The sequence below is a fragment of the Gottfriedia luciferensis genome (genome assembly GCF_001712755.1).
GTDB lineage: Bacteria > Bacillota > Bacilli > Bacillales > Bacillaceae_G > Gottfriedia > Gottfriedia luciferensis_B.
Window position 1 is genome coordinate 139,159 of record NZ_MDKC01000023.1, and the last position, 18,452, is coordinate 157,610.

Genomic DNA, 18,452 nt, shown 5'->3' on the forward strand with positions numbered 1-18,452 from the left:
TAGTTTTTAGTTCCTAAACCTATTCCCCAAAAACAAAGTTCCATCAAAACAAATCAAAAACCTTTTTGAAAGTCTTTAGAGAACTCAAAAACAGTCCATTTCCTTCTTAAAATTTGCATAGGATACAAAAATTCCAAAATGATGGCGGCACCACTTCAAGATTTGGAACAACAATACCTGATCCTTGAAATACTATATTATTCTTTTGAGATTTCTGTATCTTTTTTTGAGTATTCATTAAAATTTACATGTTCCATCTGAACAATAATCATCGTGCGACGACTTTAATTTATACTTTTCAACCTTAGCATTCGCGTACTCTTCTTTCCAAACCCGTTGTAATATTTCTAAAAATACTTGGCTAGGTTGTGCTCCAGAGATGGCATATTTATCATTCACTACGAAAAAGGGCAAGCCCTGAATCCCAATTTTTGATCCCTCGGCTCTATCAGCTGCAATATTCTTGCTATATTTATTATTTGCTAAAACATTCAAAGCTTCGTTGGCATCAAGACCTATCTCACTTGTAAGTCGAGCAAGTGTTGCATGGTCACCGATATCTAGTGAATCCGTGAAGTGAGCTTTCATAATACGCTCCATAAACTCCTGCATCTTCCCATTCTTTTTTGCATAATAAGAAAGGAGAAGCGCATCATATGAATTCGTAGGAATCATTGTATCAAATTGATAATCTAACCCAACCTCTTTCGCTTTCTGTATAAATTGATTGTTCAATGCTTTTGCTTTTTCATATGGGATACCATGCTTGGATGATAATACTTGATGGATATCCATTCCTGTATTTTTTTTCGCATATGGATCTAATTGAAAACTACGCAATACGACTTCTACCTCTTCTTTGTGTTTAAACTGTTCTAACCCTATTTCAAATTGACGTTTGCCAATATAACAAAATGGGCAAACATAGTCCGACCATATCTCAATTTTCATTTTGAATGCTCCCTTTTAAGCTGATTTAATTATTATAGACAATGGGCATTCTTCTGATCAATTGGCTTTGTCGAGCAGCAGTATACATGAATTTCGCCACATTTTCCCTAGAGACGGACATTTTACCTGGCTGATCGCCGAATGAATAATCATAAGATTGCCCTTTGTATTTGACATTAGGATTAATAATTCGAACGACTGTCCAATCCAGGTTCGAATGTTTAATAATTCCTTCCAGCTTTTTCATTTCGACATAACCGTTTGGCAAAAAGATCTTGGCCAATATTCCCGGCACCACCGTCGATAAGTTTTTCTTATCGTCTTCAGATTGCAAGGCCGGTGTCGCGAGCGTAATCAACCTTTTTTTATTGAACTTCTTCATCGCTTTGACAATCAGGTCATGTCCATCGGCGACCGGCGTTCCTTTAAGCTTTCGCGACATATCAGACGGAGGTCCTAAGGCGCTGATCACGACATCCGCTTCCTCAACTGCCGTTTCAATGGCTGAAGCGTTCGAGAGTTCCCCCGTTACAAGCCTCAAATTGGAATGATTTAGCTTTATTTTCTCAGGGTTTCTAACATATGCCGTAACGAAATCTCCGTTGTCTAATGCAAATCGCGTTAAAAGTTGACCGATTGCACCGCTTGCACCAAAAATAGTGATGTTCATGGTCTTCTGCCTCCTTGTGTTATGGTGTCTTGAATAAAATCCTTCCATTTCTGTGCCTCGATTAGCGTAGCCGTTTCTCACATCAAAAACGGCTACCTTTTTGGTGATTGATGACGGATTTATACCCGAGATGATTGATTTTTAATCTACCCGATTCATACTTTATCTTCCGTAATAAATTCTTCGACTCGATCTCTTTTGGTGTACATGTCGTACCAAATTTCGGCGATTTTGTCTTGAACTCCCGAATTCGGCTGCATCCAGATTCCGATCGAAATGTGCCCTGCATAAATACCTTTGTCGTTTAATTCACTGTTCAAATTGAAGATATAATTACGAAGACCCGAAACTGCAATTCCGACATTGCCCATCATTGGTACTGGATTGATTGCGGCTCCACCTGTCGTAAATAACAGAGCTCCACTTTGTTTATCCAACATATCCGGAAGCACTTCTCGAATACTCGATATCGCACCTAAAACGTTGAATTGAAATTGGTATAGCGCATTTTCTTCTGTTACATCTAATGCGGTTGTTACTGTATCGATACTTGGAGTTGGACTGTATTCAACCACATCAATAAATCCGTATTTCTCTTTGATCGTTGCGAAAGCTAAACTAATTTGGGCTTTATTTAATATATCAGCTTGAAATGATGCTGCTTCAATGCCTAATTGTTCTAGTTCAATAACCAGTTGGTTCAACTTTTCTTCATTCCGGGCTATAAGCGCTACACGAAATCCGTTTTTTCCGAACTTCTTCGCAATAGACATTCCTAATCCTGGTCCTGCCCCAACAATTACAATATTTTTCATAATATAATTCCCTCCATAACTTCTTAGCTAATTATTTTTTCTAAGAGAGTTCATTTGATACAATAGGTACTACTTTATTTATTAAGAACCAATCGCATTTTCAATCTTTTGGGTATGATTCTGAATGATCACAACAATTTTCTTGATCAAAACCATTCCACAAAAACATGTGTTATTTAAGCAACGCGCGTTGTATAGTTGATGATAAGATGAAAAAGAACTATTAACAACCACCAAAATGGCTAATATGTTGTTTACACAACACTTCTATTGTATTGTCGTTTTTAAACACCATTGTGTAGCCTAAAAAGGAGAAGAAAAAATTGATTATGCCAAAAAAAGATCCGAGAATACTTCGTACTAGACAATTGATTGTAGACTCTTTTATTTCGTTAGCTAGTGAAAAAGATTTCAACAATATAACGGTACGTGATATCACTGAAAAGGCTGCTATTAACCGCGCTACATTTTATGCGCACTTTGACGATAAATTTGATTTATTACATTCCACCATCACCAATACTTTTACAGACAAATTGAAAAAAGGACTAAATGGTCACGAGGGATTCAATGAAGAAGTCATTACAAATATTTTTCTAGCCATGTGTGATCACCATAAAGAGTTAAGCGACTTATGTCCTAAAGGTTATAATTCTTTAGGAACTATTATAGAAAGTAAAATAAAAGAAGAGTTACAAAAGCTAATAGCTGATTTTGTGCTAAAAGGCACTAAAAATACCATTGTATTAGAGGATAAACATTTGGTAACGACCCTATCTACTATACTGAGTTGGAGTATATACGGAGCTACATACTCATGGAATAAGGATGGAAGACCTATTTCACCAGAAGAGCTAGTGACTAAGACCCTACCTATATTTAAAAATGGCATGAGTAAGTATTTCTTTTAATAAAACTTATGTTAAATATCAATTCTTTTTGGGGTTCAGCCGCATGTCCATCAAGGTAACGATAGAGAAAAGATATCCCAAATAAGATCGGGCTGTTTTCCATGAGCTTCAAATAACCAACCAGAATTTTAGGCATACTTAAATAAGCCTTCAGACATTACATTTTTTTCTATGCAATAGTTTGAAGTCTTTGTTTATGCCCATATACTACACCCAGGATGTCAAACACCGTTTTCTTCTCATACCGATGGAACTTGCGCCCATTCTTTTCGATCATTTGAAAATGTCGATGAAAAACTTGTCCGACATCCTGTGTTAAGGGGTGCAGTCTACAGGAAGATTCTTTTTTTGATGCTTCTTAACTAACAAATGCGAAATTAGGTTTTTTCATTAATTCAAAAATACTTATAAGTATTTATCAACAATCACTTTCATATGGTGTAACTCGTGCCCGGCAATGCCATAAGCAATGGTACTTAACGAAACAGGCTTGTTCATTACAGTTCCATTACGATTCCACGCTGCATCATCAATTGTGGAAATAAGGTTTAACGTGTTGGAGCGTACCGTATCTAAACCTGCTAGTAGTTTCTCCCAGGATAATTTGTTGAAGTTTGCCGCAGAAACGTATTGATCTTGATCCATTGCTGGGAGTGGTTCACTTTCATTTCGTGCAATGGCAAGCATTCGATACGACATAACACGTTCCGAGTCTGTCATATGCCCAATCACTTCTTTTAAAGTCCATTTTCCTGGTGCATATGCCTTCCTTGCTGACTCCTCTGATACGCTGCTTAAGAGGGTAATGGTCTTAGTTCGTTGCTTACTAAGTATTTCTATAATATCTCCCTCTGGTACAAGACTAACATACCTATCATTCTCTGGATTTTCAATAGATAATGGTCGTGGACGCACAAGAATCCTCCTTATCGGAATAATTAATTATGGTTCTAGGCAAATTATATTCGTCTGACAAGAAGATATTTCCATTATTTTTGATAACTACTAATACTATCATTTTATTGCTTCTTTATGCTCATATTTGAATAACTTTGTTTTTGTTAGACCTTTAGGAAGGTTAGCCATGTTCATTCGGGATGGTTCAACGGCTAATTATAATGTGTCTAGACTACGGATGGTTCCATCTTGATCCACAGGAAGTATTGTAATTTTTAATGCATAACTAAGTTTTTCTTCTAGACCTTTTAAGCAGACAGTCCTATTAGTCGTCACGATTTTAGAAATAACATTCCTCTTTTTATGAAAGGGACTAAAAGGAGAATTCATGAAATCAGGTACATTTTTCTTAATAATGAAAAATGTACCTGTTTTTTACTTTCTATTTTTTGACTTGAAACAGTCCTGAAGGAAGTTGTGCATCCCAATTTTCTGGGATATCTAAACGTAGAGCATGAGCAACGACGGCAGCAGTATCTATATTTTCTACATCCGACAATACGGTGCCAGGCTTTAGAGACTTTCCTTTAGCAGTCCAGAAAATGGTCTGTTCTTCTGGGGAGGAACCACCATGACCATAACCTTTCCCTCCATGATCCGCTGTGATGATAATTAGAGTATCTTCTATCAGTCCTTCTTCTTCTAAAGTTTGGACAATTTGCCCAACATGCTGATCCGCTTTTTGTAATGCCTCATACCATCTCTGGCTGCCATAGCCATAGTTGTGACCTGCTCCATCCACTTCATCCAAATGAACAAATATATTACGACTGTTTTTACCTTCTGCTTTGATGTAGTCCACTGTTTTTTGTGTCGTATTATTATCGTTCCCACCATTTACTTTATAAGCACCTGCAGAATCTTCAATAATTCCTTTGTTGATTGGAGACCACGTAGTAAAGGAAGCTTGATTAAGCATAGGACGCTCCTGTTTTAGTAGTTTCATATAAGATGGATAAGGATTTTTTTCAGGGTAAGGATTACCTAGATTGTCGTTGTTCAGACCATGTTTTGAAGGTACAACTCCATGGAGCATGGATCCCCAGTTATGCCCGCTAATCGTCGGCATCATTGCTTTTGCTTCATATGTTCCAGCGCCTTCACTCATTAGCGTCTTTATATTTATTGCATTTGCTTGTGGGTCTTTTACCCCGTTTCCTGCTCCATCGATTCCTATGAATACTACTCGCTTGTAAAGAAAATCATTCTTGTAAGGAGCCAGCTTATCTTTTATCATTTGCACATCTAATTTATCCACTTTTTTATCATTGTTAATATCCGCTATTTGTGCATGCTTCCAACGTTTGTCACCTTCACGACTATTTTGGTTTTTCAGAATGAGTTTTAGATCATTATCAGTTAACAACCCATCTCCCGACACGTCAATGGAGTTGGATACATGTACGTTAGCTGTAGCTGTTTTACCACCATCGACCGTTTTGGCTGTAATCGTTGCTTCGCCCGCCTTCACTGCAATAATCGTAGGACGGTTGTTAAGCATTTCGATTTTTGCGACTGATCCATTACTAGAGGTCCATTCCACATCTTTTACCGTCGCATCTGATGGAGAAACCGTTGCTGTCAGTGGCATAGGTGCTCCTGCCTTCAGATTGAGTTCAGTCTGATCCAAAGAAATTGATTCTACTGATGTCGGTTGAAGTGGAGGTGCATTATCATACATGGCGCGGACTTCCGATTCACTCAAAACATTTCGATAGATTTTAAGATTATCCACTGCTGCATTAAGAGTAGAACCATAATTTCCTGTACCATCTTGTCCGATTTTCGTCGTAAATGAGGTATCAAGAGTTCCTTTCATTCCAGAAATATCTATAGAATGAACTAAGCTACCATCTTTATAAAAGCGTGCACTCCCATCACGATCATGCGTTACAACAATGAAATGCCATTGATTATCAGCTACATTTTCCATATTATAATCTTTCCGATCGCTTCCGGATGTCTTGAAGTTCCAATCAAGTTGTTTTGAACTGTTCAACGCTAAATTCCAACCTGTATTGCTTCCAGAATTCCAATTCTTATTTGAAATGATAGCAGGATCTCCTTGAATATTGTCTGATTTAACCCAGAAGGCAACAGAAAAATCTGTGGTCTCTCCGAAACGTAAATCGTCACGATTGCCCAGGTCCACATATTGTCCTTTTGATGTAAATTTAATTGCTTGATTAATTCGTCCTTGAACATATCCTGGATTGCCTTTGATTTGAGGAGTTATAGTACTTGAAGAGCTATCCTCAACATTGTTGTCAAAATTAATGTCAAGAACTGTTCCCTCACTAGCAAACGCAACGGACGACATACTACTGTTGGATAAAACATTAAATGGGAGATATGTACTTTTTACAGAAAGTGATATCGCCAAAGTTAATGAAGTTCCCACTACTACTTTTTTAAACATGTTAGATTTCATTATTTTTTCCTCCAATTTAAAATAATCTGACATGTCAATTGTAGAGAGGGGATGTAAATATATGAGTAGATTTTTGTAAATCTTTTTAAAATATAGGCAAAAAATCGGCAATACTTTTGTAAATTCTATTAAAATGTAGGCAAAAAAATGGCAATAAAAGCCTGATCTACATATAATTCCTTTGTTATATAGCTATTAATCTACGTCGAAAAAATCAACATGAACGATAAGATAAGAATTGTTACTCTAGAAAAAGTTAAAAAACATACCGAATGAATAGATATTAATTTATATCAATCATTCGGTACGTTTTATAATATTCACTTTTTTCTACCCTGTTCAATTGTTTCCCAAATACATTTTCTAAATCCTAATTACGAGTTCTGTAGGATATTCAAATAGTGGTTTAAATACTGGTAAGACTTATTACTATAAAATTAGATAAGGCCAACTAATCTTTTTTTAAGTTTTCGTTTATTTTATCAAGCTTTGTTTCAACCCTTTGCATTTGAAGCCTATTTTTTCTAATAGAACGAAAAATAAATATAACAAAACTAATAATAGCAACTGGTATTAAAAATACAATCAACTGAAAGATTAAATCTCCTATAGCCATATTTTTATACTCCTTTGTTTTTTAGTGTATTAAATTGTTCTAATTTAAAGTATAAACAAAATTGGAAAATTATGTAATACACTATTTGTTTCTCGAACAAAAAAAAATAGAGAGTACTATTTGTACTCTCTAAAAGTGGATCGAATTCAACTACATTCCGGACAAAGTCCGTATATTTCAAATTTATGACTTTGTACTGTATAACCAGGTAAATCAACAGATAAATTGTCCATAGGGCATCGATAAATACTTTTTGTATTACCACAATCTAAACAAATAAAATGATGATGATGTTCTGAAGACGAACACTTCGATCGGAAACGTTTTTCACCATCTAGTTCTGTAACTTCTACTACATCAACCTCAATAAATGTGGATAAATTACGATAGATTGTATCGAAGCTAAGTCCTTTGTATTTATCTTTTAATGCTTGTTGAATATCTCTTGCAGTTACATATTTATTTTGCCTAAAAATATATTCAAGCATATCATATCGTTTAGGCGTATTTTTGAAGCCTCTTTCTTTTAATAATTTTGATGCATCTGCTAATTTCATTTAATCACTACCTTTGACTCGTTCTTAATTTCTTCAAACCTAAAGTAAAAATAAGAATAAGGATTTGCAGGATCACAATCGTACCACCAGGCGCGAGATTTAAATTATAAGAAAGCAAAATACCTGCAACAACTGAAAACTCTCCGAAAATAATTGAAAAAATAATTGTTTGCTTAAAACCTTTTGAAATTCGTATACTCGCTGCTACTGGCAATGTCATTAGAGAAGATACTAATAAAACACCTACAACTCTCATAGAAATGGACACTACTAAAGCAACTAATAAGATAAACAAATAATGAATCCATTTTGCATTAATTCCTGAAGCAACTGCATATTCTTCATCAAATGATAATAGGAACAATTCTTTATAAAGTACTATGATAGATATTACTACAAAAACAGCTATAATTATGACAGTAATTAAATCTTCTTGTGACACAGCACTAACACTACCGAATAAATAACTAAATAGATCTGTATTAAATCCATTAGCTAATGAAATTAAAATGACACCTAATCCCATTCCTCCTGAAAGAATGATAGGAATTGCTAACTCTTGATAATGTTTATAAACACTTCTTAATTTTTCAATTAAAAATGCTCCTGCAACTGAAAATGTCATACCCATAAATAATGGGCTAATAAAGCCAGATGTAAAGAAATATTTTTCAAGTAAAAGACTTGCTGCAACTCCTGATAAAGTCACGTGACTCAATGCATCAGAAATAAGTGATAATCTTCTAAATACAACAAATACACCTAATAATGGAGCCATAACTCCAATAATCATACCAGTGATTAATGTATTTCTTAGAAAATCATAGTGAAAAAAATCCATCATATTCTATCTCCTCCATCCTCGTGATTGTGAGATAGTACATGCACAGAATGGCCATATAGAAGAGACAAATCCTTCTCAGTAGCATCTTTAAACTTATCTCGACTACCATGGAAGTGTAATCTTTTATTTAAACATGCAACATGTGATACTTTATCAGTAATAATGCCTATGTCATGAGAAACTAATAATAAAGTAATACCAAGCTTATTATTTAAATCGCTAAGTAATTGATAAAAGCTTTCTACATTTTCAGCATCTACCCCAACGGTTGGTTCATCGAGTATTAATAGTTCGGGATTACTTACAAGTGCGCGCGCAATAAAGACACGCTGTTGTTGTCCACCTGAAAGTTCGCCGATATTACGATTTGCAAATTCATACATTCCAACTGATTTTAACGCTTCAGCGACTTTTTGTTTATCCGAATTTTTAAAACCGTTAAACAATCCAATTTTAGAAACAAGACCTAATGATACTACTTCAAAAACCGATGCTGGAAATCCAGAGTTAAAACTATTCGCTTTTTGAGATACATAACCAATCTTATCCCAGTTTTTCATTTTTCGAATATCTGTACCAAATATCTCTATTTTTCCTTCATCTGGTTGCTGGATACCTAATATACATTTTAGTAAAGTTGATTTGCCACTACCATTTGGGCCAACTAGACCTAAAAAGTCTCCTTTTTTTACTAGAAGATTAATGTCTGTTAATACCTTTTGACGGTCATAGCTATAAGACAAATCTTCAATTTTTATGATATCTTGACTCATTTATTAAAACACCTTCATCTATTTAGGAATAATTACGTTTTACTTCAAGTTCTTAGTATAAGAGAATACTTCTTATTTGTAAACAAAGAAAACTCGGCAAAATATATATTCGATTTTCAATTAATTTCATCCTCATCAAAACTTTAAATCCCTTAATTTTCCGATAAATTTTTTAATGTATTTTTAATAAATAAGCCTTATCACTTTGTGATGAAAAATACAATATGTTACAATTAACATATAAATATAGATAAAGAGGTGGTTTTTTGAACGCTATTACACATCGTAAGCTTTCAAACTTTAAGATTATTAGACGGGGGTTTTTTATTACATTAGGTGCTGCTTTGATGGCAGCTTGCTTAAAAGCATTCTTTATTCCAACTGATATCATTGATGGTGGAATCGTAGGTATCTCTTTGATCCTCTCCCATATTACTTCGATTAATCTCGGTATTTTTCTATTCTTGTTAAACTTACCTTTTGTAATAGTAGGTTATAAGCAAATCGGTAAAACATTCGCTATCTCAACTTTATTTGGTATCACTGTCCTTTCAGTATTTACCTCTCTTTTTAAAGACATTCCTCATTTAACTAATGACCCTTTACTAGCTGCATTATTTGGTGGATTAGGTTTAGGAATTGGCGTAGGTTTAGTAATTCGTAATGGTGGCTCACTTGATGGGACTGAAATTATAGGAATACTTTTAACAAAATCATCACCTTTTTCAATTGGTGAGGTTGTTATGGCATTTAATGTATTTATTCTCGGAAGTGCAGGATTTGTATTTGGATGGGATAATGCTATGTATTCATTAATTGCCTATTATGTAGCATTTAAAACAATCGATTTAACAATTGAAGGATTCCAGGATACTAAATCTGTTTGGATCATTAGTGATAATGATAAAGAAATCGGTGATGCATTAAATGCCCGATTAGGTCGAGGAGTTACATATTTTCATGGCGAAGGTGGCTTTATGGGTGAAGATAAAAAAATCATCTTTACAGTCATTTCAAGACTTGAAGAAGCAAAATTAAAATCAATTGTTGAAGACTATGATGAAAATGCCTTTGTAGCAATCGGAAATATAGCTGACGTTAAAGGTGGAAAGTTTAAGAAGAAAGCAATCCACTAATAGTAAACAATTAAGCTTGAATTCTATCGTGAATTCAAGCTTTTCTATTTTAATAGTTTAATTGAGTTGTTCATTTAATTCGCTTTTACAATGCTTTTGTTTTCCAGTAAGAAGATTTACTGCGAATAAGAGCTTATTTTGGTTGCTTCTGAATCTCCATGTGAAATCATAGAAAAGTCAAAGTTTTTTGCACTTCCTCCCACTGCAATACTTATTATTTTTGAAAAATCAATTGAGATTTGTGTCCTGTGCTCATTATTTAGAATAACCTCTCATAAAATTTATTGATGAAATATTTCACCTAAGAGGAGGTTCAGAATGAATATTATCCAAACTCTCATAAATAAAAAGGTAAATAGTATAACACCAAAGGATTTATTAAAATTAAGCCAACAATATCAAGTGTATATTACGCCAGATCAAGCCAATAAAGTGGCTGCAATATTAAACGGGAAAAATTATAATATCTATGACGCTGAACATAAAAAACAAATTCTTTCCCAAATTGCAAATGTTACCTCTAAAGCCACTGCACAACAAATTGATATTATTTTTCAAAAGCTAACTTAAGCTTGGTTAAAATGTTCATTAAAAAGCTTTAATTTATAACTCTACTCATTTCACAAATCATATAATGCTCATACAAAGAATCACCTAACTATTTTAAAACGAAATGAGAGGGATTAATATGGATTTGCATGAGCTACATTATGAAATAATTTATTTAGACAAAGAAACAGATGACGAAGTGAAATTCAAACACATGTTTCATATGGATGATTTAAGCCATAACTTAGCTCTTAATATCGCTAGTAGTTTAATCGAACGTGACAAGGCACATGTGGTCTATATTAAATTATTGCACTTAGACGAACATGATCACGAATTAGTTAGTAATGTTGTCACTGTGAAAAGAATTAAAGAAGGAAAAATAATCGCTTCATATTTGGATAGTAAGTTAAAGAAAGTAGTAGAAATAGAATTATAAAATAAATCGAATGGGCTATCTCTTATGTTGGATTAACTGACATATGGGTGCCCTTTTTTTATTACTGGGGGAGTATCTATACAGCGATTTTTATTTGTAGCTGATAAAACCGCTCTATTTAAAATATAATTAGCAGTTTTTTATTCAATTTAGTAAGAATAAGAGCAAATTTACTAGTTTTTCATTTAAAATTATCTTCTTATATCTGATTTTCATGTCGTAATACCTTAAGGGGTATGGGTAATTTTGGCTTTTATTTGCGATTCTTTGGAATTTAATTGCAGTTTTGCTAAATTTATTTGCGGTTTTCTAAATTTAATTGCAGTTTTACCAATTTTAATTGCGATTATCAGAATTTATTTGCAGTCTACATGCACTATGTCTTAATACGCTCAAAGACACCGTCTTTTTTTAATTAAGGATTTAATAGCCACTCATTATTTAGAATTCAAATCTGTTAAATTGAGCAACGATGAAGTTCGAACGATTAAACTAAGAAAATAAAAAACCAGCCCATTATTTAAAATGAGCTGGTTTCTTTGAATTAAGCTTTCAATAATTCTTGAATTAAGTTTTCATTGAACTCTTGATTGCGTAACATTTCGATTTCTAATTTATATGGTGGTACCTTGTTGTTTTTATCTTCACCAACATATGGAGTTTCTAAAATTTTAGGGATGTCCATTAGTTGTGGATGATGAACAATATAGTTTAATGCTTTAAATCCAATCGATCCAAAGCCAATGTTCTCATGTCGGTCTTTTCGACTTCCCATTGGATTTTTACTATCGTTAATATGAAGTACTTTTATTTTACCGATCCCGATTAATTGATCGAATTGCTGTAAGACACCATCAAAGTCATTAACGATATCATATCCAGCGTCATTAATATGGCATGTATCAAAACAAACTGATAATTTATCGTTGTAGTGTACACCTTCCATAATTCTCGCTATTTCTTCGAATGATTTACCACATTCTGATCCTTTTCCAGCCATTGTTTCAAGCGCAATTTGTACTGGAGTTTCAGCTGTTAATACTTCATTTAAGCCTTGAATAATTCTGTCGATTCCAGCATCTTCACCAGCGCCTACATGAGCACCTGGATGTAATACGATTTGTTTTGCTCCTAATGCTGCGGTACGGTCTATTTCTTTTTGTAAAAATTCAACACCTAATTCATAAGTAGCTGGATTTGTAGTATTTCCAATATTGATAATATATGGTGCATGGACTACTATATCAGCAATTCCATTTTCAGCCATATGTTTTAAACCTGCTTCAATATTTAAATCTTCAATTGCTTTACGACGTGTATTTTGAGGCGCACCTGTATACACCATAAATGTATTAGCACCATAGCTTGCAGCTTCTTCACTAGCGGCTAAAAACATCTTCTTACCGCTCATTGAAACATGAGATCCTATTCGTAACATTCTTTCAGCTCCTACCTTAATTAATCATACTTACCATTTTAACATGAAAATCAATCATGGTTAAATGGTTCGCCTGCTTATAAAATAAAAAGAAAGGAATATTCTTCCTTTCTTTTTTGCAAGCTATCTATCTACTCGTTTTTCTTTTCACTTTATTTTTAAATGATTCTCTTTGTTCATTCAGTTTACGTTTATAGCCAGGTTTAACTTTAGATGGCTTTTTAATCGCCTTACCAGCAACTGCATCAAGATTTCGATCAGTTCTTTTACGTAGCTTACGTTTTGAGCGAGGTCCTAAATCAACCCATTCACCTTTTTTTAGTTCACGATGCTCAAATGTAATTCCACGATCTTGAAGTTTGTCTAATGCTTGTTCGTCTTCTTGATCATAAATTGTAATAGCAGTTCCAGAGAAGTTTGCACGCCCTGTACGACCTACACGGTGGACATAAAAATCTAAATCTGCTGGTAGTTCAATATTTATTACATGACTTACCCCTTCAATATCGATTCCACGGGAAGCTAAGTCAGTGGCAACAATATATTGGAACTCTAAATCTTGAATTTGCTTCATCATTTTTTTACGTTCACGAGGACTTAAATCTCCGTGAATTTGACCAACTTTTAAGCCATATGATGATAATTGAGTAGCAACTTCTTCAGCTTTTTTCTTCGTATTTGTAAAGACAATTGCTAAATATGGCTGAAAACTTAATAAAATATCTTTAGCCATTTTAACTTTGTCTTTATGGCGACTTGGAACAATAATATGTTCAATTTTCTGAGCTGAAAGTTGTTGCGGATTAATATGAATATGTTCAGGATTTTCCATATACTTTTTCAAAAACGGTTTAAGCTTTTCAGGAATTGTCGCTGAAAAAACAAGCATTTGAAGTTTCTTTGGCATTTTTGATGCAACTTGGTCCACATCATGGATAAATCCCATATCTAACATTAAATCCGCTTCATCCACTACTAAATACTTCGTAGTATGAACTAATAATACATTATCATTTACTAAATCTTTAATACGTCCAGTAGTCCCAATTACGATATGTGGCTGTTTTTTTAGTTTTTCAACAGTACGTTTGTAGTCGGTTCCTCCAACGAAGTTTTTTGCAGTTAATTGCTCATCTTCTGGACAACATTCAATGATCGCTTGAACATCATTATAAATTTGAGTCGCTAATTCTCGAGTTGGAGCAGTTATTACTAATTGCACTTGATCTAAAGATGGATCTAATGTATTAATTGTCGGAATTAGATATGCATGAGTCTTTCCTGACCCTGTTTGCGATTGACCGATTACACTACGTCCAGTTTTAACTTGAGGAATGATCTTTTGTTGAATTTCTGTTGGTTCTGTAAAGTGTTTCTTCTCTATCGCTTCCAAAATAAATGGTTTTAATTGAAAATTTTTAAATGAAATTGCCATATAACTCACCTTCTTAATTTAAACTTTCTATGTAATGAGGAATCTATTTCCTCGTACAAAATAGCTACAATTATCTATTATACAATAGATTTGCCCAATAAAGCTAATTCTAATTTTTCTTTCTTCTTTAGTAGCATTTTTATTTTTATTCTGTCCTATACTAACCATTTCAAATTATGTGCATAGCCTAAGTAATAAAGAGTATTTTCGAAAGGAGGTATTAGATTGGGATTACTTGATAAATTTAAGAAAAAAAATAAACAGCCTTTTCCAATGAACGGTCCAAATTTTTATAATAGTTATCAACAGCCTTATCAAAATTTACAAAATCCATACAGTGCAGGACCAAATTTTGATCAGCGATATCCATATCCCCAATCACCGCAACAACCATATATGCAACATCAACAACAGTTTTATCCACCTGTCCAACAAATTGTTGGGCAACAAGGTCATTATCAGCAACCAATTTCATATCAACCGCAGTTAAACGCGCATCAACAATATATAAGCCAAAATAAAATTTTACAACCTGTTCCGTTTCAAAACCAGCCAGTAATGCAGCCACAAGGCGGTAGTAATTATCAGCAACAAGGATCACAGAATCAATACCCAATGACTGGGCAACCACCCGAAAAAGAAGATGATGGCAGTCCAGGCTTTTTCTCGCGATTAATGGGAGGAGACACTTCTATTACAGGTGTCATCGGTGGTATGCAAAAAGCTGTTCAAGCAGCTCAACAAGTCACGCCAATGATTCAACAATACGCTCCTGCTATTAAAAATTTCCCTTCAATCTACAAAATATTTAAAGCAGTAAATACCGACGACCCGGTTGATACAAAAAAAAGTAAAAAAAATGATTCAAATGGAATAATAGATGTTGTGCAAACAGAAGAAACAAAACCAAAAAAACGAAAAAAAGCTCCAATTAAGTCAGAAGTAGTAGAACCATCTAATATTATTGAAGAAACTACATCAAACATAAATCCAAAACCAAAATTGTTTATGTAAATTTTCTTTTTCTTTGTATAGTAGTATCTCCCTCCTTTATAATAAAAAATGAAAACAATATTATAAAGGAGGGGCTACTCCATGAAAGTTATTAAAGTTACCCCACGAGGCTATTGCTACGGAGTTGTAGATGCAATGGTCATTGCTAGAAATGCAGCTAAAGATCCATCACTACCAAGGCCAATTTACATACTTGGTATGATTGTTCATAATAAACATGTTACAGACGCATTTGAAGAAGAAGGCATCATTACTTTAGATGGTCCAAGCAGATTAGATATCTTAGATAAAATTGAAAAAGGGACTGTTATTTTTACGGCTCACGGAGTTTCTCCAGAAGTAAAATCAAAAGCAATTAAAAAAGGGCTAACGACGATCGATGCGACTTGTCCAGATGTAACGAAAACACATGATCTAATTAAAGAACGAATGGCTGAAGGCTATCACTTTATTTATATTGGGAAAAAAGGACATCCGGAACCAGAGGGCGCAGTTGGAATCGCACCTTCTATTGTTCACTTAATTCAAAATAAATCTGATATCGATGCTTTAGAAATCCCAACTGATAAAATTATCATTACAAACCAAACAACTATGAGCCAATGGGACGTAGTAGATTTAATTCAATACGCAATTAAAAAGTATCCGACTGCTCATGTTCATAAAGAAATTTGTATGGCAACTCAAGTTCGTCAAGAAGCAATTGCTGATCAAGCAGCCCAAGCAGATCTAACAATTGTTGTAGGTGACCCAATGAGTAATAACTCAAATAGACTTGCACAAGTTTCGCATGAAATTGCAGGAACAAAGGCATTTCGTATTTCAGATATTACTGAACTTCAGTTAAAATGGTTAGAGGGCGTTGAGACTGTAGCAGTTACGTCTGGGGCTTCTACTCCAACACCGATCACTCGTGAAGTTATCGCATTTTTAGAGAAATATGATCCAAACGATGAAAGCACTTGGAATACAAAATCAGGAGTAGAATTAAGTAAAATATTACCTAAAGTTAGAATTAAAGACTAAAAAATAGGACTTCTGGATTTTTAACCCGGAAGTCCTATTTTTTAATTCGCAAAAAACGTTTAAATAAAAGTAAATGGATCAGTATGGATCGTTGAAGCGATAATTTCGCAAGCCAGGTTTTTTTCTTTTAATTTATGATCTAAAAGACGTTTAACACCTGATTTCATTACTTTTTCGATATTATGACCTGCATCAACTATATTTAAATTTAGCATTTTCCAATCCTGTGCTACGTGGTAATAGATATCACCACTTAAATAAACATCTGCGCCATTTCTTTTTGCATGATAGGCAAACTTATTTCCGTCTCCACCTACAATTGCAACCTTTTTTACTCGATCGCTTAAGTTCCCAACCACTCTTACACCTTGTAAATCTAATTTTTCTTTCACATAATGCGCAAATTCTTCTAATGAAATTTCTTCTTTAAGGCTTCCAATTCTCCCAATCCCGAATGTTTTGCCTTCATTTTCTAATGTGTATGTATCATATGCTACTTCTTCATAAGGATGAGCCTTTTGCATCACTTTAAGAACTTGTTTTAATTTTAATTGTGGAACAACTGTTTCGAGCTTTACCTCATCAACTTCTTCTAATTGACCCTGTTGCCCGATAAATGGTGTTGTTCCCTCTAACGGCATAAATGTCCCTGTTCCATTCGAACTAAAGGTACAATGGCTGTATTGACCAATATGACCCGCTCCAGCATCACAAATTGCATTTAAAACAATTTCAGCATGTGTTTTCGGTACATATACAACTAACTTTATTAATTTTTCTACATATGTAGGAGCGAGAACATTCGTATTTTCTAATTGTAAAGCTTCAGCTAAAAAATCACTCACACCGTTTTCTGCAATATCAACATTTGTATGTGCTGCAAAAACAGCTATATCATGTTTAATACAAAGCTCCACAATTTTACCCGGTTCACTGTCTGTATCAATCTTTTTTAAAGGACGATAAATAATAGGGTGGTGAGCAATAATTAGGTTTGCACCAACTGAAATTGCCTCTTCTACCACCTCTTTTGTGACATCTAATGCAATTAATACCTTTGTCACTTGTTTTGATAATGTACCTATTTGAAGGCCATTTGGATCACCTTCCTCAGCTAAATGCTTAGGGAATAGTTCTTCGAATTGCTGTACTACTTGAAAACCATTTATCGATTTCATGAAAGCACCTCTTTTATCCACTCAAGTTTCTGATCAACTTCTTTCATTTTCTGAACCGATTCCTCTGTTTGTTTTGCTGACTCAAGTTGAGTTAAGATTCTTTCAAAATTATTTTTTTCATGCTCCCATTTCTTCTTAAATGCATCATTTTTGTTTTTTAATAAGTAAGGACCTATAAATAGCTCCATCTCTTTCTTTTCACTGTATGCACTATTCGGATTTGATTTAGAAGCTACTAGTATTTCATAGATTTTTCCATCCTCTTCTAATATATCTTCTTCCACAAGAGAATATCCTTCATAATCAAGCCAATTTCTAATATGATGTGCACCAATATTTGGTTGCAATACTAACGTTTCAACACCTTGAAGTTTTTCTTTGCCTTTTTCTAATATGCTAGAAATTAAAGAACCACCCATTCCAGCTATTGTTATGACATCCACTTCGTTTGGCACTAAAACCTCTAGCCCGTCTCCCATTCTCGCTTCTACGATTCCTTCTAAACCACTTTGACGGATCGTAGAACGTGCTGAATTATATGGACCCTCTGTAATTTCCCCTACAATTGCTGAGGTACATCTTTTATTTAAAACTGCATAACAAGGTAAATAAGCATGATCTGACCCAATATCAGCTAATTTCGTGCCCTCTGGTATGTAATCAAATACTCTTTTTAAACGCTTTGATAAATTTACTTCATTCATAACAAAAT

At 34.1% G+C, this 18,452-nt stretch carries 19 protein-coding genes and 1 pseudogene; 6 read left to right on the plus strand and 14 right to left on the minus strand.

Features of this window, described 5'->3' with window-relative positions:
- Positions 1-237: 237 nt before the first annotated feature.
- The 3 genes from BED47_RS13845 to BED47_RS13855 all read right to left on the minus strand — a co-directional run bounded on the left by BED47_RS13845 (position 238) and on the right by BED47_RS13855 (position 2,436).
- Complete coding sequence (locus tag BED47_RS13845) at positions 238-951, minus strand: DsbA family oxidoreductase (RefSeq protein WP_069034151.1); 714 nt, start codon at positions 949-951, stop codon at positions 238-240.
- 25 nt (positions 952-976) lie between these two features.
- Entirely contained in the window at positions 977-1,621 is a 645-nt protein-coding gene (locus BED47_RS13850) for an NAD(P)-dependent oxidoreductase (RefSeq protein WP_069034152.1), read from the minus strand.
- 155 nt (positions 1,622-1,776) lie between these two features.
- Complete coding sequence (locus BED47_RS13855) at positions 1,777-2,436, minus strand: SDR family NAD(P)-dependent oxidoreductase (protein WP_069034153.1); 660 nt, start codon at positions 2,434-2,436, stop codon at positions 1,777-1,779.
- Between the two features lie 329 nt (positions 2,437-2,765).
- On the opposite strand from BED47_RS13855, the gene BED47_RS13860 reads away from it, so the two are divergent.
- Complete coding sequence (locus tag BED47_RS13860; RefSeq protein ID WP_069034318.1) at positions 2,766-3,347, plus strand: TetR/AcrR family transcriptional regulator; 582 nt, start codon at positions 2,766-2,768, stop codon at positions 3,345-3,347.
- Positions 3,348-3,516: 169 nt separating this feature from the next.
- Here BED47_RS13860 and BED47_RS24180 read toward each other — a convergent pair.
- The 7 genes and pseudogenes from BED47_RS24180 to BED47_RS13885 form a co-directional block, all read right to left on the minus strand.
- A pseudogene (locus BED47_RS24180) lies at positions 3,517-3,663 on the minus strand (IS4 family transposase); the annotation flags it as partial.
- Between the two features lie 89 nt (positions 3,664-3,752).
- A complete protein-coding gene (locus BED47_RS13865; RefSeq protein ID WP_069034154.1) occupies positions 3,753-4,262 on the minus strand; it encodes a DinB family protein in 510 nt (169 codons plus the stop codon).
- A gap of 424 nt (positions 4,263-4,686) precedes the next feature.
- Positions 4,687-6,735 carry a LamG-like jellyroll fold domain-containing protein gene (locus BED47_RS13870; protein WP_069034155.1) on the minus strand — a complete coding sequence of 683 codons (2,049 nt, stop codon included), beginning with the start codon at positions 6,733-6,735 and terminating at the stop codon, positions 4,687-4,689.
- 451 nt (positions 6,736-7,186) lie between these two features.
- The gene (locus BED47_RS23250; protein WP_084006918.1) at positions 7,187-7,351 is read right to left on the minus strand and encodes a DUF4083 family protein; all 165 of its coding nucleotides are present in this window, start codon (positions 7,349-7,351) and stop codon (positions 7,187-7,189) included.
- 146 nt (positions 7,352-7,497) lie between these two features.
- The gene (locus BED47_RS13875) at positions 7,498-7,908 is read right to left on the minus strand and encodes a Fur family transcriptional regulator (protein WP_069034156.1); all 411 of its coding nucleotides are present in this window, start codon (positions 7,906-7,908) and stop codon (positions 7,498-7,500) included.
- Positions 7,909-7,915: 7 nt separating this feature from the next.
- The gene (locus tag BED47_RS13880; RefSeq protein ID WP_069034157.1) at positions 7,916-8,752 is read right to left on the minus strand and encodes a metal ABC transporter permease; all 837 of its coding nucleotides are present in this window, start codon (positions 8,750-8,752) and stop codon (positions 7,916-7,918) included.
- On the minus strand, positions 8,749-9,525 hold the full coding sequence (locus BED47_RS13885; RefSeq protein ID WP_069034158.1) for a metal ABC transporter ATP-binding protein: 777 nt from the start codon (positions 9,523-9,525) through the stop codon (positions 8,749-8,751). The genes BED47_RS13880 and BED47_RS13885 overlap by 4 nt, the downstream gene beginning before the upstream one ends.
- Positions 9,526-9,791: 266 nt before the next feature.
- On the opposite strand from BED47_RS13885, the gene BED47_RS13890 reads away from it, so the two are divergent.
- The 3 genes from BED47_RS13890 to BED47_RS13900 all read left to right on the plus strand — a co-directional run bounded on the left by BED47_RS13890 (position 9,792) and on the right by BED47_RS13900 (position 11,649).
- Positions 9,792-10,661, plus strand: a complete 870-nt coding sequence (locus BED47_RS13890) for a YitT family protein (RefSeq protein ID WP_069034159.1) — start codon at positions 9,792-9,794, stop codon at positions 10,659-10,661.
- Between the two features lie 318 nt (positions 10,662-10,979).
- A complete protein-coding gene (locus BED47_RS13895) occupies positions 10,980-11,231 on the plus strand; it encodes a DUF2624 family protein (RefSeq protein WP_069034160.1) in 252 nt (83 codons plus the stop codon).
- Positions 11,232-11,349: 118 nt separating this feature from the next.
- Positions 11,350-11,649 carry a hypothetical protein gene (locus tag BED47_RS13900; RefSeq protein WP_069034161.1) on the plus strand — a complete coding sequence of 100 codons (300 nt, stop codon included), beginning with the start codon at positions 11,350-11,352 and terminating at the stop codon, positions 11,647-11,649.
- Between the two features lie 544 nt (positions 11,650-12,193).
- On the opposite strand, the gene BED47_RS13905 is transcribed toward BED47_RS13900, so the two are convergent.
- Both BED47_RS13905 and BED47_RS13910 read right to left on the minus strand, forming a co-directional pair.
- A complete protein-coding gene (locus BED47_RS13905) occupies positions 12,194-13,087 on the minus strand; it encodes a deoxyribonuclease IV (protein ID WP_069034162.1) in 894 nt (297 codons plus the stop codon).
- A gap of 127 nt (positions 13,088-13,214) precedes the next feature.
- Complete coding sequence (locus tag BED47_RS13910) at positions 13,215-14,522, minus strand: DEAD/DEAH box helicase (protein WP_069034163.1); 1,308 nt, start codon at positions 14,520-14,522, stop codon at positions 13,215-13,217.
- A gap of 225 nt (positions 14,523-14,747) precedes the next feature.
- Between BED47_RS13910 and vrrA the strand changes: the two genes are divergently transcribed.
- Entirely contained in the window at positions 14,748-15,536 is a 789-nt protein-coding gene (gene vrrA / locus BED47_RS13915) for a VrrA/YqfQ family protein (protein ID WP_069034164.1), read from the plus strand.
- Positions 15,537-15,617: 81 nt separating this feature from the next.
- Positions 15,618-16,562, plus strand: a complete 945-nt coding sequence (locus BED47_RS13920) for a 4-hydroxy-3-methylbut-2-enyl diphosphate reductase (protein ID WP_069034165.1) — start codon at positions 15,618-15,620, stop codon at positions 16,560-16,562.
- A 59-nt stretch (positions 16,563-16,621) separates the two neighbouring features.
- Here the strand turns inward: BED47_RS13920 and BED47_RS13925 are convergent, their stop codons facing one another.
- On the minus strand, positions 16,622-17,740 hold the full coding sequence (locus tag BED47_RS13925; RefSeq protein ID WP_069034166.1) for a Nif3-like dinuclear metal center hexameric protein: 1,119 nt from the start codon (positions 17,738-17,740) through the stop codon (positions 16,622-16,624).
- On the minus strand, positions 17,737-18,444 hold the full coding sequence (locus tag BED47_RS13930) for a tRNA (adenine(22)-N(1))-methyltransferase (protein ID WP_069034167.1): 708 nt from the start codon (positions 18,442-18,444) through the stop codon (positions 17,737-17,739). The genes BED47_RS13925 and BED47_RS13930 overlap by 4 nt, the downstream gene beginning before the upstream one ends.
- Positions 18,445-18,452: the final 8 nt, after the last annotated feature.

Bases quoted from the DNA above. Each gene is read 5' to 3' on its own strand.
- BED47_RS13845 (WP_069034151.1), bottom strand. From the start codon at position 951: ATGAAAATTGAGATATGGTCGGACTATGTTTGCCCATTTTGTTATATT.
- BED47_RS13850 (WP_069034152.1), bottom strand. From the start codon at position 1,621: ATGAACATCACTATTTTTGGTGCAAGCGGTGCAATCGGTCAACTTTTA.
- BED47_RS13855 (WP_069034153.1), bottom strand. From the start codon at position 2,436: ATGAAAAATATTGTAATTGTTGGGGCAGGACCAGGATTAGGAATGTCT.
- BED47_RS13860 (WP_069034318.1), top strand. From the start codon at position 2,766: ATGCCAAAAAAAGATCCGAGAATACTTCGTACTAGACAATTGATTGTA.
- BED47_RS13870 (WP_069034155.1), bottom strand. From the start codon at position 6,735: ATGAAATCTAACATGTTTAAAAAAGTAGTAGTGGGAACTTCATTAACT.
- BED47_RS23250 (WP_084006918.1), bottom strand. From the start codon at position 7,351: ATGGCTATAGGAGATTTAATCTTTCAGTTGATTGTATTTTTAATACCA.
- BED47_RS13875 (WP_069034156.1), bottom strand. From the start codon at position 7,908: ATGAAATTAGCAGATGCATCAAAATTATTAAAAGAAAGAGGCTTCAAA.
- BED47_RS13880 (WP_069034157.1), bottom strand. From the start codon at position 8,752: ATGATGGATTTTTTTCACTATGATTTTCTAAGAAATACATTAATCACT.
- BED47_RS13885 (WP_069034158.1), bottom strand. From the start codon at position 9,525: ATGAGTCAAGATATCATAAAAATTGAAGATTTGTCTTATAGCTATGAC.
- BED47_RS13895 (WP_069034160.1), top strand. From the start codon at position 10,980: ATGAATATTATCCAAACTCTCATAAATAAAAAGGTAAATAGTATAACA.
- BED47_RS13900 (WP_069034161.1), top strand. From the start codon at position 11,350: ATGGATTTGCATGAGCTACATTATGAAATAATTTATTTAGACAAAGAA.
- BED47_RS13905 (WP_069034162.1), bottom strand. From the start codon at position 13,087: ATGTTACGAATAGGATCTCATGTTTCAATGAGCGGTAAGAAGATGTTT.
- BED47_RS13910 (WP_069034163.1), bottom strand. From the start codon at position 14,522: ATGGCAATTTCATTTAAAAATTTTCAATTAAAACCATTTATTTTGGAA.
- BED47_RS13920 (WP_069034165.1), top strand. From the start codon at position 15,618: ATGAAAGTTATTAAAGTTACCCCACGAGGCTATTGCTACGGAGTTGTA.
- BED47_RS13925 (WP_069034166.1), bottom strand. From the start codon at position 17,740: ATGAAATCGATAAATGGTTTTCAAGTAGTACAGCAATTCGAAGAACTA.
- BED47_RS13930 (WP_069034167.1), bottom strand. From the start codon at position 18,444: ATGAATGAAGTAAATTTATCAAAGCGTTTAAAAAGAGTATTTGATTAC.